The sequence below is a fragment of the Bradyrhizobium sp. CCGB01 genome, from assembly GCF_024199795.1.
GTDB lineage: Bacteria > Pseudomonadota > Alphaproteobacteria > Rhizobiales > Xanthobacteraceae > Bradyrhizobium.
Map to the genome: position 1 here is coordinate 8468083 of NZ_JANADK010000001.1, position 14683 is coordinate 8482765.

General features: G+C 63.5%; 16 protein-coding genes. 8 read left to right on the forward strand and 8 right to left on the reverse strand.

Features of this window, described 5'->3' with window-relative positions:
• The first annotated feature begins 34 nt into the window (after positions 1 to 34).
• Positions 35 to 430: a cytochrome c-550 CycA gene (cycA, locus tag NLM25_RS39880; RefSeq protein WP_254123357.1), complete on the forward strand. Its 396-nt coding sequence runs from the start codon at positions 35 to 37 to the stop codon at positions 428 to 430.
• Positions 431 to 549: 119 nt separating this feature from the next.
• Here the strand turns inward: cycA and NLM25_RS39885 are convergent, their stop codons facing one another.
• Complete coding sequence (locus NLM25_RS39885) at positions 550 to 1506, reverse strand: alpha/beta fold hydrolase (RefSeq protein ID WP_254140539.1); 957 nt, start codon at positions 1504 to 1506, stop codon at positions 550 to 552.
• 327 nt (positions 1507 to 1833) lie between these two features.
• Here NLM25_RS39885 and NLM25_RS39890 point away from each other — a divergent pair, with 327 nt between their 5' ends.
• Positions 1834 to 2016 carry a hypothetical protein gene (locus tag NLM25_RS39890; RefSeq protein WP_254123359.1) on the forward strand — a complete coding sequence of 61 codons (183 nt, stop codon included), beginning with the start codon at positions 1834 to 1836 and terminating at the stop codon, positions 2014 to 2016.
• 7 nt (positions 2017 to 2023) lie between these two features.
• On the opposite strand, the gene NLM25_RS39895 is transcribed toward NLM25_RS39890, so the two are convergent.
• The 3 genes from NLM25_RS39895 to ykgO all read right to left on the reverse strand — a co-directional run bounded on the left by NLM25_RS39895 (position 2024) and on the right by ykgO (position 3302).
• Positions 2024 to 2284, reverse strand: coding sequence for a hypothetical protein (locus NLM25_RS39895; protein ID WP_254123360.1), 261 nt, complete (start codon positions 2282 to 2284; stop codon positions 2024 to 2026).
• 125 nt (positions 2285 to 2409) lie between these two features.
• The gene (locus NLM25_RS39900; protein ID WP_254140540.1) at positions 2410 to 3051 is read right to left on the reverse strand and encodes a tetratricopeptide repeat protein; all 642 of its coding nucleotides are present in this window, start codon (positions 3049 to 3051) and stop codon (positions 2410 to 2412) included.
• A 125-nt stretch (positions 3052 to 3176) separates the two neighbouring features.
• A complete protein-coding gene (ykgO, locus tag NLM25_RS39905; protein WP_006611362.1) occupies positions 3177 to 3302 on the reverse strand; it encodes a type B 50S ribosomal protein L36 in 126 nt (41 codons plus the stop codon).
• A 341-nt stretch (positions 3303 to 3643) separates the two neighbouring features.
• On the opposite strand from ykgO, the gene NLM25_RS39910 reads away from it, so the two are divergent.
• Positions 3644 to 4528 (forward strand): amidohydrolase family protein, encoded by an 885-nt coding sequence (locus tag NLM25_RS39910; RefSeq protein ID WP_234685498.1) that lies wholly within the window; start codon positions 3644 to 3646, stop codon positions 4526 to 4528.
• 57 nt (positions 4529 to 4585) lie between these two features.
• Here the strand turns inward: NLM25_RS39910 and NLM25_RS39915 are convergent, their stop codons facing one another.
• The gene (locus tag NLM25_RS39915) at positions 4586 to 6286 is read right to left on the reverse strand and encodes an arylsulfatase (RefSeq protein WP_254123362.1); all 1701 of its coding nucleotides are present in this window, start codon (positions 6284 to 6286) and stop codon (positions 4586 to 4588) included.
• Between the two features lie 272 nt (positions 6287 to 6558).
• Between NLM25_RS39915 and NLM25_RS39920 the strand changes: the two genes are divergently transcribed.
• The 3 genes from NLM25_RS39920 to NLM25_RS39930 all read left to right on the forward strand — a co-directional run bounded on the left by NLM25_RS39920 (position 6559) and on the right by NLM25_RS39930 (position 8883).
• Positions 6559 to 7290: a haloacid dehalogenase type II gene (locus NLM25_RS39920; RefSeq protein WP_254140541.1), complete on the forward strand. Its 732-nt coding sequence runs from the start codon at positions 6559 to 6561 to the stop codon at positions 7288 to 7290.
• A gap of 40 nt (positions 7291 to 7330) precedes the next feature.
• On the forward strand, positions 7331 to 7798 hold the full coding sequence (locus NLM25_RS39925; RefSeq protein WP_254123364.1) for a YbaK/EbsC family protein: 468 nt from the start codon (positions 7331 to 7333) through the stop codon (positions 7796 to 7798).
• Positions 7799 to 8052: 254 nt separating this feature from the next.
• Positions 8053 to 8883 carry an adenylate/guanylate cyclase domain-containing protein gene (locus tag NLM25_RS39930; protein WP_256571106.1) on the forward strand — a complete coding sequence of 277 codons (831 nt, stop codon included), beginning with the start codon at positions 8053 to 8055 and terminating at the stop codon, positions 8881 to 8883.
• A gap of 58 nt (positions 8884 to 8941) precedes the next feature.
• On the opposite strand, the gene NLM25_RS39935 is transcribed toward NLM25_RS39930, so the two are convergent.
• Positions 8942 to 9295, reverse strand: coding sequence for a hypothetical protein (locus NLM25_RS39935; protein WP_254123366.1), 354 nt, complete (start codon positions 9293 to 9295; stop codon positions 8942 to 8944).
• 99 nt (positions 9296 to 9394) lie between these two features.
• Positions 9395 to 10366 carry an AraC family transcriptional regulator gene (locus NLM25_RS39940; protein WP_254141346.1) on the reverse strand — a complete coding sequence of 324 codons (972 nt, stop codon included), beginning with the start codon at positions 10364 to 10366 and terminating at the stop codon, positions 9395 to 9397.
• A gap of 260 nt (positions 10367 to 10626) precedes the next feature.
• Here NLM25_RS39940 and NLM25_RS39945 point away from each other — a divergent pair, with 260 nt between their 5' ends.
• Positions 10627 to 13245: an autotransporter domain-containing protein gene (locus NLM25_RS39945; RefSeq protein WP_254140543.1), complete on the forward strand. Its 2619-nt coding sequence runs from the start codon at positions 10627 to 10629 to the stop codon at positions 13243 to 13245.
• Positions 13246 to 13252: 7 nt separating this feature from the next.
• Here the strand turns inward: NLM25_RS39945 and NLM25_RS39950 are convergent, their stop codons facing one another.
• Complete coding sequence (locus NLM25_RS39950) at positions 13253 to 14239, reverse strand: tripartite tricarboxylate transporter substrate binding protein (RefSeq protein WP_254141347.1); 987 nt, start codon at positions 14237 to 14239, stop codon at positions 13253 to 13255.
• 147 nt (positions 14240 to 14386) lie between these two features.
• On the opposite strand from NLM25_RS39950, the gene NLM25_RS39955 reads away from it, so the two are divergent.
• Positions 14387 to 14644, forward strand: coding sequence for a hypothetical protein (locus NLM25_RS39955; protein WP_254140544.1), 258 nt, complete (start codon positions 14387 to 14389; stop codon positions 14642 to 14644).
• The last annotated feature ends 39 nt before the right edge of the window (positions 14645 to 14683 follow it).

A 14683-nucleotide genomic window follows, 5' to 3' on the forward strand; every position in this document is an offset into this window, starting at 1 on the left:
CTAGACCCACCAGGGAAGAGACGAAGAGCACCCGATGACAAAACTGACTTTTGGCGCACTGATGATCCTCACCGTGACTGCCGCCGCACCCGCCGCGATGGCGCAGGATGTTGCGGCCGGCAAATCGTCGTTCAACAAATGCCTGGCCTGCCACGCCATCGGCGAAGGCGCCAAGAACAAGGTCGGCCCCGAGCTCAACGGCCTCAACGGCCGCAAGTCAGGCACCGCTCCGGACTACAGCTACACGGATGCGAACAAGAATTCCGGCATCACCTGGGACGAAGCGACGTTCAAGGAATACATCAAGGACCCCAAGGCCAAGATCCCCGGCACCAAGATGGCGTTCGCCGGCATCAAGAACGAGAACGAGATCAACAATCTCTGGTCCTACGTCTCGCAGTTCGACAAGGACGGGAAAATCAAGCAGTAAGCGCGCAAACGCGCGGCCGCTATAGCTTCGGTTCTGATTGGATCAGAACCGAAGTTCCAGCTTCCTGGTTTGACGCGTTTTCTTCACGCGAGCCGGTATCCGCTTCGCTCCAAAACGCTCTAATCGGCGGCCGCCTGCGCCGGGGCGATTTGACCGATCATCGTCTCGATCTCCGTCTTCACGAGATCCGGCACCGCGTTCTGCACCATGTGGCCGAGATCGGGCAGCACGATCAGCTTTGCATTCGGCACGGTTGCGGCGAACGGGCGTGCGTGGATGTCGGTCTTCACCGTCTTGTCGGGCTCGCCGGCAATGATCGTGACCGGCGCCGAGATCTCGCCATAGCGCGAAACCTGCGCGGCCACCGCTTCCTTCAGCGTCACCAGATCATACGCGTTGGCGATGAACTCGCGCGGACGCAGCAGCAGCGGCGTCGCCGAGTCCTGCACGAAACCATCAGGCATGACTTGCGGCAGGAAGACGCTGCGCGCACCGGCCTCGGCAACGAAATATCCCAGCGGCAACGTGATCGTGTAGGCGAGCAGCGGCCCGATCACGGGCGTTGCGATGATCTCGTTGTAGCGGCCGACGCCGCCGCGCCAGGGGTGGGTCACTGGCGCCAGCATGACGAGGCCGGCGACGCGGCTCGCGTGATCGAGCGCGATCCGCGCACCGAGCGCCCCGCTCCAGGAATGCACGACAAAGACCGCGCGATCGATCCCGAGCTTCTGAAGCGCCTCGTCGATCATCCGGGCCTGGATCTGCGGCGTCGAATCCTGCCGCCGCATCCGCGTGCTCCAGCCGTGGCCGGGGCGGTCGATCAGGATGACGCGATGATCCTTGGCAAGGAGGTCGCCGAGCGGACGCCGCATCGCTTCGAGATTGGAGCTCGCGCCGTGCAGCATCACGATCGGCATGCCCGAACCACGCGGGCCGATATCGACGACGTGAAGCACCGCGCCGTCGACCTCAACCATCCGGCCCTGGGGCGGAAAGGTGCGTTGCACGGCGAGAACGCCGACCTGCGTCACCAGCGCCAGCAGAACCAGCGCGGTCACGACTGACATCACGATCATGGGGAGAATCCGGGCGATCCAGGGCACTTGGCAGTTACGCGACTTGCGGGCGTCAGTTTCGCTCCGTGAGACCGGACGCTCCACCTGAAATGTGGGGCTGTGGATATGTGCACAATTCCCGCAAGAGAAAACGCAATGAAATCAATTACATTCCCGACAGCGCGCAAGCCTCGGGCCAGCTTCATGCAGTCGTCATCGCGGTTTCCATATAATCGCCACGGTCGGTTCCGCCATCTAGGCGCAGGTAGGCGCCGATCCTCCTTGCGACCCCTAGGGGATGCGGGAAAGGCCGGCAGGATTTGTCCTGATTTGAACCGGAGAATTTCGATGAGCTTCAGATCCAACGACACTGCGATCGACGAGATCGTGGCAAGCTGCAACGGTGACCTGCGCGGTGCCGTGCGGGCACTGCTCCTGATTAATGAGCATCTCGAGACGGAGCTTGCAAAGGCCTACGCCGCGGCCGCCGACCGCAGCCTTATCGAGCGCGGCGGCAGCGCCCTGCACTAGGTGCAGGCTAGTTCGTTCCGTCCTCGTCCTTTTCCTCGTCGGGCGTGACCGCGGGGCAGGCGCGGATGGTCGAACGGGCAAGCTTGGCATCGGCCCTGGACCTGTAGGGACCGTCGCCAAACCAGATGTCGCCGATGATCACGGGATTGCTGGTGACGATGTTGCATTTGCCGGTGGCGCGATTGCCGACCACCCAGAACAATCCGTCGGCGAGGCTCGCCGTGCCCGACGCGAGCAGCAAGCTACCCGCAAAGATCAAACGCTTCATGGCTTTCGCTCCTGCCATGCAGGTAGGCCTGCGCGCGCGTCGACAATAGCCCTCAAGATGCCGCGTCTCCGATCTTGGTTAATCCGAAGACGCCGCATTCACTCAAGAATTGATCGAGTTCTAGGCTAGATGTCGCGTCCCTCGACCTTCTCGGTCAGCGCCTTGACCTGGTCGGGGATCTTCTCGAGGTGCGGATTGACGGCGAGCGCCTTGCGGTAGGCCTCGAGCGCACGCTTCTCGTCGCCGACCTCCTGCATGATCATGCCGAGACCTGCGAGCGCGCCGAAATGGCGGGGCTCCCGGATCAGCACCTCGCGGATGTCCGCCAGCGAGCGAGCGTAATCATTCTGCATGTAGTAGAGCGTGGCGCGCCGGTTCCAGGCCTCGATGTAATCGGGCCTGAGCTTGATGACCGAATCCAGCAGCTTGATCGCGATGTCGATCTTCTGCGCGTCGACCGCAGTCTTGGCCCGCGACATCAGCAGCGAAGCGGTATCGCTCGGGGTCTGGATCCAGATCGCCCAGATCCGCGCCTCGACATGCTTGGCACTGGCCTCGTCGGGCGCCGCCTTCAGCGCGCCGAACAGGAAATCGAGATTCTTGCTGCGGTCGACCTTGGGCAGTTTGGCCGGCGCCTCGGGAAGCTTCTTCTGTTGCTTGCCGGGCGGGGCCGGCGGATCAGCCTGCGCCAGCGCCGGACCGAGGCCGGCGGCTCCCAGAACGAGGGCCAGACACAGGGTGCGCGCGAAAGGGAATCTCACTACCATGGACAAAGTCTAAACGCGCAAAGCCGCCCTTGCAAAGCAAAGGCGGCGTCAAACTCGTGTGAGAACGTGGTCTTGCGGGGCGCGCGAAGAGGCGACCGCGAGGGCGATATCAGCCTTTAAGCTGATTAGCCCTGGCGAGCCTTGAAGCGGCGCTGCACCTTGTTGATCACGTAGACCCGGCCCTTGCGGCGGACCAGGCGGTTGGCGCGATGGCGACCGCGCAGCGATTTCAGCGAGTTACGGACCTTCATGGCAGAATCCTGAACGTTCGAAAGGCCGTGTTCGGCACTACCGTTTCGGCACGCGCGAATGTGGCAAAATGAGATATTTCCCGCTGGCGGACGACCGCCCGGGACGGGCCGGTTCTTAAGGCATGGGGGGACCGGATGTCAATGTTAACTGCCCTGTTCCGCCCCAGCAAATTCTTGAAAACAACCCCATGCACAGTAGAAGCGGCCGGATCGGCCCAATCTGTCCAAGGGCGGCCACGCACAGCGAAGAACTTTTGCAGGCTGCGGTTTCGGCTCCAACGACGCCTTGCCAAATTCGTTATATGATATAATCAATTTGGCAACCCGTCGGGAGGAAACCAATGCCGAAGCTGAAGCTGCCCAACATCGACGACGTCGTCGCCATCGACATCCACACCCACGCCGAGGAGCCCTGCGGTTGTCACGCCGACGATGGCTATGACGATTTCCAGGCGCAGATGGCGGAATACTTCAAGTCGCCGAACAAGCATCCGCCGACGGTGCCGGAGACTGCGGCCTACTACCGCTCCAAGAACATCGCCGCGGTGATCTTCCCGGTCGACGCCGAGCGCGAGACCGGCTTCCGCCGCTACAACAATTACGAGATGATCGAGGCCGCCTCCGACCATCTCGACGTCCTCATCCCCTTCGTCTCGATCGACCCGCACAAGGGCAAGCTCGGCGCGCGCGAGGCGCGCAAGCTGATCGAGGAATACGGCGTGCGCGGCTTCAAATTCCACCCGACCATGCAGGGCTTCTACGCCAACGACCGCATGGCCTATCCGCTCTACGAAGAGATCAACAATGGCGGCGCGATCGCGCTGTTCCACACCGGCCAGACCGGCGTCGGCTCGGGCATGCCCGGCGGCATGGGGATGCGGCTGAAATATTCCAACCCGATGTACATGGACGATGTCGCGGCTGACTTCCCCGACCTCAAGATCATCCTCGCCCATCCCTCCTTCCCATGGCAGGAAGAAGCGCTGTCGGTCGCGACCCACAAGCCGAACGTCTATATCGACCTGTCCGGCTGGTCGCCGAAATATTTCCCGCCGATCCTGGTGCGCTACATCAACTCGATCCTTCAGGACAAGATGCTGTTCGGCTCGGACTGGCCGGTGATCACGCCGGACCGCTGGCTGTCGGACTTCGCCAAGATCGACATCCGCGACGAGATCCGGCCGAAGGTGCTGAAGGCCAACGCGCGCAAGATTCTGGGGATCTAGGCGCGTCCTCATGGATTGACGGGCGCCCGCGATTGGGGCGCCCGCTCACCGCAGATTCTACTTGCCAGCTTGCGACTGCATGGCCTTTTCGATCTGCTCCTTGACCGCCTCCAGGTTGAAGCTCGCCCCCTTCTGCATCGGCGGGAACTCGATCGCCGTCTGGGCGAGCTTGCCGACCTCCTGCTGCACGAACTGGAATCGCCAGAACTCGAAGACAAACCAGTTGTAGTATGCCAGCGATCCCTTATCGCCACTTGGGATGCCGGTGCGCTCGAACGGATCAAGCCGAATGTTGGTGAGGATCGGCCAATCAACCTTGACCGTGCCTCCCAACCAGCCGCTCGGCTGATCGGTGAAGCGATATTTGAAGTCGTCGATGCGCACCGCGCTCAGTGTGCCCTCAGTGAAATAGAAGACCGAGTGGCGGGCAGACGGGCCTTTCCCGGTAATCAGGTCCATCTGGTTGTACCCGTCGAGGTAGACCTTGTAGGTCTTGTCGCCGAGCTGCTTTCCCTTCCTCAACTCTTCGGCGATATTTGGATTGCCCGCGGCGGCGACGAAGGTCGGGAACCAGTCGAGTCCGGAGATAATGCCGTTCTCGACCTTTCCCGCCGGCACTTTGCCCGGCCAGCGGATCATGCAGGGCACGCGGAAGCCGCCTTCCAGCGCCGTTCCCTTGCCGCCCGCAAACGGCGTCTGTCCGCCATCCGGCCAGGTGAAGTTTTCCGCGCCGTTGTCGGTTGTGAACGCGACGATCGTGTTGTCGTCGAAGCCCTCGTCCTTGAGCTTCTTCATGACGGCGCCGACGATGTCGTCGAGCTGGGCAAACCCGCCCTCTGAGACAGACCAGCCGTTCTCGGAGTTGCGCATGTTCTCGTATTTTTCCGAGAGGTGGGTCACGACGTGCATGCGCGTCGGGTTGAGCCAGACGAAGAACGGCTTGTTGTCCCGCTTCGCCTTGTCGATGAAGTCGAACGTGATCTTCAGAATCTCGTCGTCAACCGTCTCCATCCGCTTGGGGTAAAGCGGTCCGGAGTCCTCGATCTTTTGCTTGCCGATCTTGCCCCAGCGCGTCTGCACTGTCGGATCGTCGACGTTGGTCGCCCATGAATGAACCATGTTGCGCGGACCGACGGTGGCCAGCAGCGATTGCGGGTAATTGCGGTGGGCCGGATCCTCCATGGCATCGAGGTGATAGAGGTAGCCAAAGAACTCGTCGAAGCCGTGCACGGTCGGCAGGAATTCGTTGAGGTCGCCAAGGTGGTTCTTGCCGAACTGCCCCGTGGTGTACCCCATGGATTTCAGCGCTGTCGCGATGGTCGGCGCTTGCGCCGGCATGCCGATCGGGGAGCCTGCCTGGCCGACAGTGGTAAGGCCCGTGCGGATCGGTAACTCGCCGGTGATGAAGTTGGCGCGGCCCGCCGTGCAGCTTGCCTCTGCGTAGTAGTCGGTGAAGCGCATTCCCTCCGCGGCGAGCTTGTCGAGGTTTGGCGTCCGGCTCGCCATGATGCCCTGATGGTAGGCACCAATGTTGAACCAGCCAATGTCATCACCCATGATGAAGACGATGTTCGGCCGCTGGCCGGCCGGCGCAGTTGGTTGTTGCTGCGCTTGCGCCGGGATTGTCAGTCCCACAGCCGTGAGCGCGGAAGCGGCGACGAGAGAAGTACCGCTCAATAGCAGATCCCGGCGTTTCAGTCCTGCCTTGGCCGGCTCGATGCAGGTCTCAGGGTTTTTCGAAACCTTATCATTACTCATGACGCGACCCTCTGCCTCGTGATGCCCTCGCAACCGGCACAGAGCGGCGCACTTCCGGCTTGATCTAGATCAAGGGATGTCCGAATAGGCTCAGGGCCTGCAATGCTCTGGTCACGCAGGTATTTTCTGCATAAGCCCAAAAGCCGACGCCGCGCCCCATGAGCGCCCCCCTCGCCGGCGGAACGGCGCCCGATGCGAGTTTCCTTGTTGGATCGATGTCGCGGCGCCTTATATAGTCCGTGCGCCCGCAACGATCCCGGAGGACCGGTCAATTGAGCATCAAGGCCGTCGTCTTCGACGCTTACGGAACGCTGTACGATATCCAGTCGGTCGCGGAGATTACCGAGGACGCGTTTCCGGGTTACGGCGAGATCATCACGCAAATCTGGCGGATCAAGCAGCTCGAATACACCTGGTTGCGCTCGCTGATGCGGCGCTACCAGGATTTCGCGGCCGTCACGCGCGACTCGCTCGCCTATACGCTGCGCCTGCTCGGCCTCGCCTATGAGGGTGAGGCATTCGAGCGCGTGATCGAAAAATATCTGCACCTTGACCTCTATCCGGATGCGGCGGCAACACTCGCGGCCTTGAGGCCGCGCAAGCTCGCGATCCTCTCCAATGGCAGTCCGGACATGCTGAACGCACTCGTGCGCAACTCCGGTCTCGACCGCCTGCTCGACGCCACCATCAGCGTCGATGCGAAGAAGATCTTCAAACCGAGCCCGGAAGCCTATGAGCTGATCGGCGAGGCGCTCGGCACCAAGCCGGATGAGGTGCTGTTCGTCTCCTCCAATCCCTGGGACGTCGCGGGCGCAAAGTCGTTCGGGCTGAACGTCGCCTGGATCGAACGGGTGACGCCCGAGGCGATGGCGCTGGCTTGCGTCGAGAACGAACTCGTGGCACCGCTGACGATGTTCAAGGCGATCCGCACCCAGATGGACGAGCTCGGGTTTGCGCCGGACCATCGCGTCCGCGCGCTCTCCGAGCTTCCAGGGATCGCATAAGCATCGCCGCCCGCCCACAAATCTGAATGAGCCGCCTGGAATGAGCCTGGAATCCGTTCGCGCCTTCTTCGCCGAGAAAGCCCCCGACATATCAGTGATTGAATCGCCGATCAGCTCGGCCACGGTGCCGCTGGCCGCCGAGGCCTATGGCGTCGAGCCCGGCCGGATCGCCAAGACGCTGTCACTGCGGATCGGCGAGCGCGTGATCCTGATCGTCGCTGCCGGCACCTCGCGCATGGACAACAAGAAGGTGAAGGCGCAGTTCGGCGGCAAGCCGAAGATGCTGGGGCTGGAGGAGGTTGCCGGGATCACGGGTCACGAGGTCGGCGGCGTCTGCCCGTTCGGGCTGAAATCACCACTGCCGATCTACTGCGATGTGTCGCTGAAAGCCTTCGACGTGGTGGTACCGGCCGCAGGCTCGACGCACAGCGCGGTGCGCATCACGCCGGAGCGGATGGCGGAGCTGACCGCGGCTGAATGGGTCGATGTCTGCGAGCACAGACCCTAAGGCGGCTAGGCGGGCGAGGCAAGCGCCGAGCAGCGTCCGGATTACCTCAGACAGATGATGTCGTGACGGCTGGTGTGCTGTTCGGCAAATGGCCGGAGGATGACCTCACGCCAAGTCGTTTTCGGCACTTGGCTGACTGCAAGTCGTTGCACGGTTATGACGGTTTCGGCACCGGACGACCGGTCGTTGAACCGCGATGGCGCCAGACGCGATGGCTGGTGCATTTACCGGTCAAGGACGCTACCATGGGGACCATGACCGACGACAAGGTGAAACGACGACTGACCACCGTGCTGTGCGCTGACGTGTACGGCTATTCTCGTCTCATGGAAGCAGACGAGACCGGAACGCTGGAGACGCTCCGCCGCTACCGCACGGCCATTGCGCGACTGGTCGAGCGCCATGACGGCCGCATCGTGAATACCTGGGGCGATGCCGTGATCGCCGAGTTCACCAGCGTCGTCGAGGCCGTGCAATGCGCGGTCGAGATTCAGCAGGAAATCTCCAATCAGGGTTCGGGCGCGTCTCAGGCGAACCCGATGCAGTTTCGCATCGGCATCAACCTCGGTGACGTCATGGTGGACGGCACCGACATCTATGGCGACGGCGTCAATATCGCATCGCGCCTGCAAGAGCTCGCTGAACCCGGCGGCGTCGTGATCTCGAGCTCCGTCTACGATCAGGTGCACAACAAATTATCCGTTGGCTTCGACTGCCTTGGCCAGCGCCCGATGAAGAACATTGCTCCACTGACCAGTTATCGGCTGACGCTGGGCGGCCGAACCGCCGCGCCGGAAAGCTTCCCGCTCGAAGAAAGCGCCGCTCCCTCAGAGAGATCGCGTGCTGCGCGGATCGAAGACAGGCGCGCGCCATCCTCGTCGACGAATGTCGTCTCGGATTGGCTCACAAAGCTGCCCCGCCCGGTGGCAGCGGCCCTCACGGTGTCGGCCTTCCTGATTCTGATCAATCTTTTCACTGGCCATAAGATCTGGTTCCATTGGCCGGTCGCAGCCATTCTCTTCGCTGTCGTCCTGCGGATGGTGCTTGGACATCGACCGGAATCGGACCGCGAGGGCCAGCGTTGAACGAGGCGGCACGACCGCATCTTCGCTCCTGACGCTGCGTACCATGCTCTAGGTAGCGCTAATCGTCGTCATTGTCATAGGGCCGCGGCTGCACCTGCTGAGGCGGTGGCGCGTTGTTGTAGCGTGGGGGCGGCGCGACGCGATTGCGCGGAACCGGCTGCTGCGGCGGCATCTGGTTATTGGACTGGAATACTGCGCGGCAGCCGCTCGAGAGCTGCGGTGTGTTCTGTTGCAGGCACGCCGTAATGCGGCTCACGTCCGGGATCTGGTCGCTGCACAGCCGCCACACATCCGGCGTGCAGGCCATCTGTTGTTCCATGGTGCCGCGATATTCCTGTGCAGACGCAGCGCCCTGCGCGACGATGCCGCTGACCGCGAGCGCCACACCCAGCGCAATCCGCTCTGATCGCATGTCTCGATCCTTCCTGAATCCCACGAATTCTCATCAATCAATGAGGCGGGAGCCGGTTCTGGACCAACAACAAAATGTGAAAGCGCGCCTGGAACCTGTTCATCCTTCAGCCGTCCGCGCTTTCGCGTCCAGAGGCGTCATGCCAAAGCGCCGGCGAAACGACCGGTGGAAGTACGACACATCGTTGAAGCCGGAGAGATGGGCGATATCGCTGATCTTGCTCGCCCAGTGCAGCGGATCGCGCAGCAGCCGTGCCGCCCGCAGCAGCCGCTGCTCCAGCACGAACTCCGAAAACGTGGTGCCGCTGCGCTCGAATAGCAATTGAATGGTGCGAGGGCTGGCGCGATGGCGCCGCGCGAGGTCGGCGAGCGTGAGGCTGCCGCCGCCGAGCCGCTCCAGAATGTCAGCCTTGACGGCTTCCAGCCGCGCCGCGGCGAGGCCGCGCTCTTTCGCCAGTTCAGTAGCGTCGCGCCTGCCGCCGAGCACCAGCACCATCAAATCCATCAAATGTTGCGAAACGGCATGCTGCGCCAGCGCATCGAGCCCCGGGGCGTGCTGAAGCGCGAAGTCGTAATATCGATGCAGCAGCGCAGTGAGCGCGGGGTTATGATCGAGCGGCCGCGCAACGCTGTCTTCGGCATCGGGGCAATAGGACAGCAGCATCTTGCGGTCGAACAAAGCGGCCTTGTTGCTGCCCTTCTCGAGTTGCGAGACGAATGCGCCCTTGATGGAGGCGTCGATGAGACTGATGCCCAGCGGCGCAACTTCGAGCGTGCGACGGCCCATGACCGCGTGCAACGGCGAATCCGGCGCAATCAGCAACGCCAGATTGTCGCTGGCGCCGAGTGTCATAAATCTGATCGGCGTGCCGTTGCAGGAGGATATCGTTGCCTGCGGCAACATCAACGCTTTGACATCGCAGTTAAAAGAGCCGTCGGACAAAGGCGAAAGATCGGCTGCCATCACGCGGCGGCAAAATTCCTCCCGCCACATCTCATAGGCCGGCCCATGCGGCTCGCCGGTATAGCCAAGGCGCGGCGCGTCGGGAATCGATTGTCCGTCGGTCGCCATCAACGCGCATCTCCAGGCTCATTCCGGAAGCACTGATATCGCGTTGGTTGCAGCGCGCAATACGCCGCAGACTCGATTGCGCGTAAGCCCAGTCAATTTGCGCTTTAGTCCATTTGCCGGGGCAACACGCCGTGGCGGCGCCGCAACAAGTCCGGAGCAAACCGGCACCTTGCGCCTTTAACCATAGGGCATTTCGCATTACGCCAAGAAGCGCGGTCACTTCCCCGCTAGCAATTGTGCTGGACTGGGGGAATGCGGCGATGCCGACTGCAATGCCGGCCCGTGCGCAAGACGCCACAACGGCCGCCATGCTGCGTAACAGGCTGCTCGTCACCACGGCGCTGGCGCCGCTGGTGCTCGTCATGCTGCCGGTCCTCGTGCCTGGCCCGGCCTTCGCGGCCTGCACCGTGGCCGGCACCGGCGTGATCAGCGCGCTCAATTCGGGTGACGTTGCGACCTGCACCGGCCTCGGCAACACCGACCACATCAACGCCACGGGCGGCAGCAACGTCACGGTCAACATCGGCGACGGGACGTTGACATCACTCCTGCCCGGCGCCGGCATCCCCGCGATCGTTTTCGACGGCACCATCGCTTCGCACGTCACCGTCAACAATCAAGCCACGGCTTCGACCTACAGCGGAGCCGTTCTGCTCTCCAACGGATCGAAGCACAACAATGTGACGATCGCGGCCGGCGGAATCGCGGAGGGGACGGGCAACGTCGAAGCGGCGATCGTTATCGACAATTCGAACGACAACCTCGTCAACATTCGCGGCACGGCCGTCGGCACCGGCGGAAACACGACGGGACTTCGAATCAGCGGGACGTCGACCGGCAATGTCGTCCTTGTTTATGACAGCGGATCGATCAGCGGTGGCCACACCGGGGTGCAGTTCATCGCCGGCGGCAACACCCTCCTTAATGGCGGCACGATTTCCGGCGGCTTCTTCATCGCCATCCAGGGTTCTTCCGGCGCCGACAAGATCCTCAATTCCGGGACCATCACGGGCGGCGGCAGCGGGGCGATCGACCTGTCCGGGGGCGATGACGTGCTCAGCCTCGCCCCCAGCTCGACGATCACCGGCAATGTTCGCGGCGGGAGCGGCACCGACACGCTGAACCTTGCCGGCAGCGGCAGCGGCTCGTTCGACCTCGGCAATCTCGGCGCCTTCCTGCAATATGACGAGTTCGAGCAACTGTCCAAAACCGGCACCTCGGTCTGGACGCTGACCGGCGCCACCGCCTTCAACGGCGCAACGACGGTGGACGCCGGCGGCCTGATCGTGAACGGCAATTTGCCCTCCATCGTCACCGTCAATGGCGGCTATCTCGGCGGCACCGGCACGGTCGGCGGCATCGTCGTCAACAATGGCGGCATGGTCGCGCCGGGCAATTCGATCGGGACCCTCAACGTCAGCGGCAACGTCACCTTCAACGCCGGCTCGATCTTTCAGGTCGAGATCAACCCCGGCGGCCAATCCGACAAGATCGCGGCGACCGGAACGGCAACCCTCAACGGCGGCACGGTGCAGATCGTGCCGCTCGGCGCGGGCTTCCTCGCCAACACTCAATATACGATCCTCACGGCGGCCGGCGGAGTCAGCGGCACGTTCGCCACGCTCACGACCCCGGGCGGCCCGCTCGTCTCGGGGCAGCTCAGCTACGGTACCAACAATGTCTACTTCCTGCTGCAACAGATCGGCGGCCTCGGTACGCTGTCTGGCCTGACGCCGAACCAGGCCGCGGTGGCCGGCGCTCTGGACCAGGCGCAGTCCGGTGGCGCATCGGGGCCGCTCGGCACCGCGATCAACACGCTCGCCGCGCTCAACACGCCGGGCATCAAGGCCGGTCTCGACGATCTCGCCGGACAAATCCACGCCGACGGGCGCCGCTTCACCGCTGACCAGACCGACATGTTCCAGAGCTTCATGTGGAACGCCGGCACGCAATCGCGCGGCGAGAGCGTGCGCATGTCGGCGTCCGCCTATGCCGAGGTGCCGGCGGACCCGATCGGGAAGGCGCTGCGCAGCCGCCGCGTTGCGCCGGTGCAGAGCGTCTGGTTCGGCGGTTACGGCAATTGGGACAAGGTGGCGACAAGCAATATTGCTTTCGGAACGAACACGGCCGTCGGCGGCGCGGCGCTCGGCGCCGATCTCTGGAACCTGCCCGGCTTCACCGCCGGCCTTGCGATCGGTGCATCGACCGGCCAGCTGCGCATGGCGGGACGTGCCGACCGCATCGACGCCAATGCCGGCCATGCCGGCTTCTATGCACGAGGCGCGAGCGGCGGCTTCAATCTCGCATCCGCGATCAGCTATTCGTTCGCGGCGCTCGACTCCTCGCGCACGATCTCGTTCCTGGGCGAAACGGCAACCGCGTCCTCGCGGGCCGACACCTTTGCCGCCTCGTTCGGTATCGCACGTCCGTTCGAGAGCGGATGGGGTTTTACAGCCGAGCCATTCGCCAAGGCCGACTGGTATTCGACCCATCAGGGCAGCCTTTCCGAAACCGGCGCGCCCGGCGTGAACCAGCTGGTGCGGGGCGGCAGATTCGACGTCGTCTATGGCACGGCGGGCCTGCGCGCCGGTCACCGCATGGTGATGCCGAACGGCCAGGCGGCGCAGCTCGGCGCGACCCTTGCCGCGCGCCATGAGTTTACCGGCAGCGCGGCAACCACCATTGCGGCCCTCGAAGGCGCGCCGGGCCTTCCGTTCGCGATCACCGGCGTCGAACGTGCCCGCACGGTCGCGCTCACCGGCGCGGAGATCCGCTGGGATCTCACGGCCGCGACGTCGCTCAAGGCGTCCTACGAGGGCGCGTTCGCGCCGGGATACGACCGCCACACGCTGCGGGGCCTGATCCGCAGCGAATTCTAGATGACCGCTATTCCACCTTCCCGATCTTCTTGACGGCTGCGATCAGCCGCGCGCTGTCGGTCGCGACGAAGTCCGAGAAGGCCGGCGCGTCCTGATAGGCGACAACACTGCCCGAGGCCTCGAACGATCTGAGCACGTCCGGGCTCGTCATCACCTGCGCCATCGCTTCGCGCAGGCGGGTCGCGATCGGCGCAGGGAGAGAGCTCTGTGCAAAGAGCCCGGCCCAGATGTACATCTCGACGTCCTTGTAGCCCAGCTCCTGGAAGGTCGGAACGTCGGGAAAGCTCGCGATGCGCTGCGCGCCGCAATTGCCGAGCACGCGCAGCTTGCCGTCGTCGACCTGCGGCTTCAGCGTGCCGGGCGCGGCCGCGATGGCCTGCACGGTGCCGCTGAGCAGCGCGGTCAGCGCTGGGCCTGCGCCGCGGAACGGCACATGCAGCAATTTGATATCGGCGCTGCTCGCGAACATCTCCATCGCGACATGCAGCGTCCCGTAAGGCCCGGACGAGCCGTAAGTGATCTGGCCCGGGCGTTTCTTCGCGTCCTCGACAAAATCCTGCGCCGTCTTCCACGGCGCCGATGCCGGCACCGCAAGCAGCGTGGGATCGGCGAGCACGCGCGCGATCGGCATGAACTGCGAGACTTCGTAGGCGACGGGCCGGTCGAACAGACGGTCGGCTTCGGGCAGCACCGCGAGCGAGGACAGCGTCATCAGCAGCGTGTAGCCGTCGGGCTCGGCGCGCGCTGCTGCGGCATTGCCGACCGATCCGCCGCCGCCACCGGCGCGGTTGTCGACGATGACGGGCTTGCCGAGGATCCGTTCCAGCGCCATCGCCACGGGGCGCGCGGCAAGATCAGCCTGACCGCCGGCCGGAAACGGCACGATCAGGGTGATGTTGCGTACCGGATAGGCTTGCGCGGCGGCCGGCTCAGGCAATGCAGCCCGCAACAACGGCAACGCCGCAGCGATACGCAAGAGATCGCGTCGATCCATCATGGCCTCCTACCCCCGATTTTCTTTTGTTTCGCCAGCCTAGCGTGCCGCGCGGCAAGAACAAGGCGTTAACGAAGCATTGACCATGTCCGGCCCCATCCGGAACGCATCCGTGAACCCGCCGTTGCCCTCTCGAGGGAGTGAGTGATGCGGAATCTAGCGACCATCGACGTCGCCCTGGACGAGATGCTGGTGAATCTCGCCGCGATCGTCCTGCGGCTTTCGAAGCCCGAAATGACGCGAACGCCGGAAGCGCGACGCGCATTGGCGCAATCCGTCCATCAATACGCGGCATGCGCGAAGCGCTCGAGCGACCCGCGGGTGCACGAATTGAAGTCGCGGCTGGAAGAGACGTTGAAGCCGAACCTCCGCGTTGTCGTCAGGGATGGTGCGAAGGTGTCGTAGTCGAAGATGGTGGGCACGCTTCGCTTTGCCCACCCTACG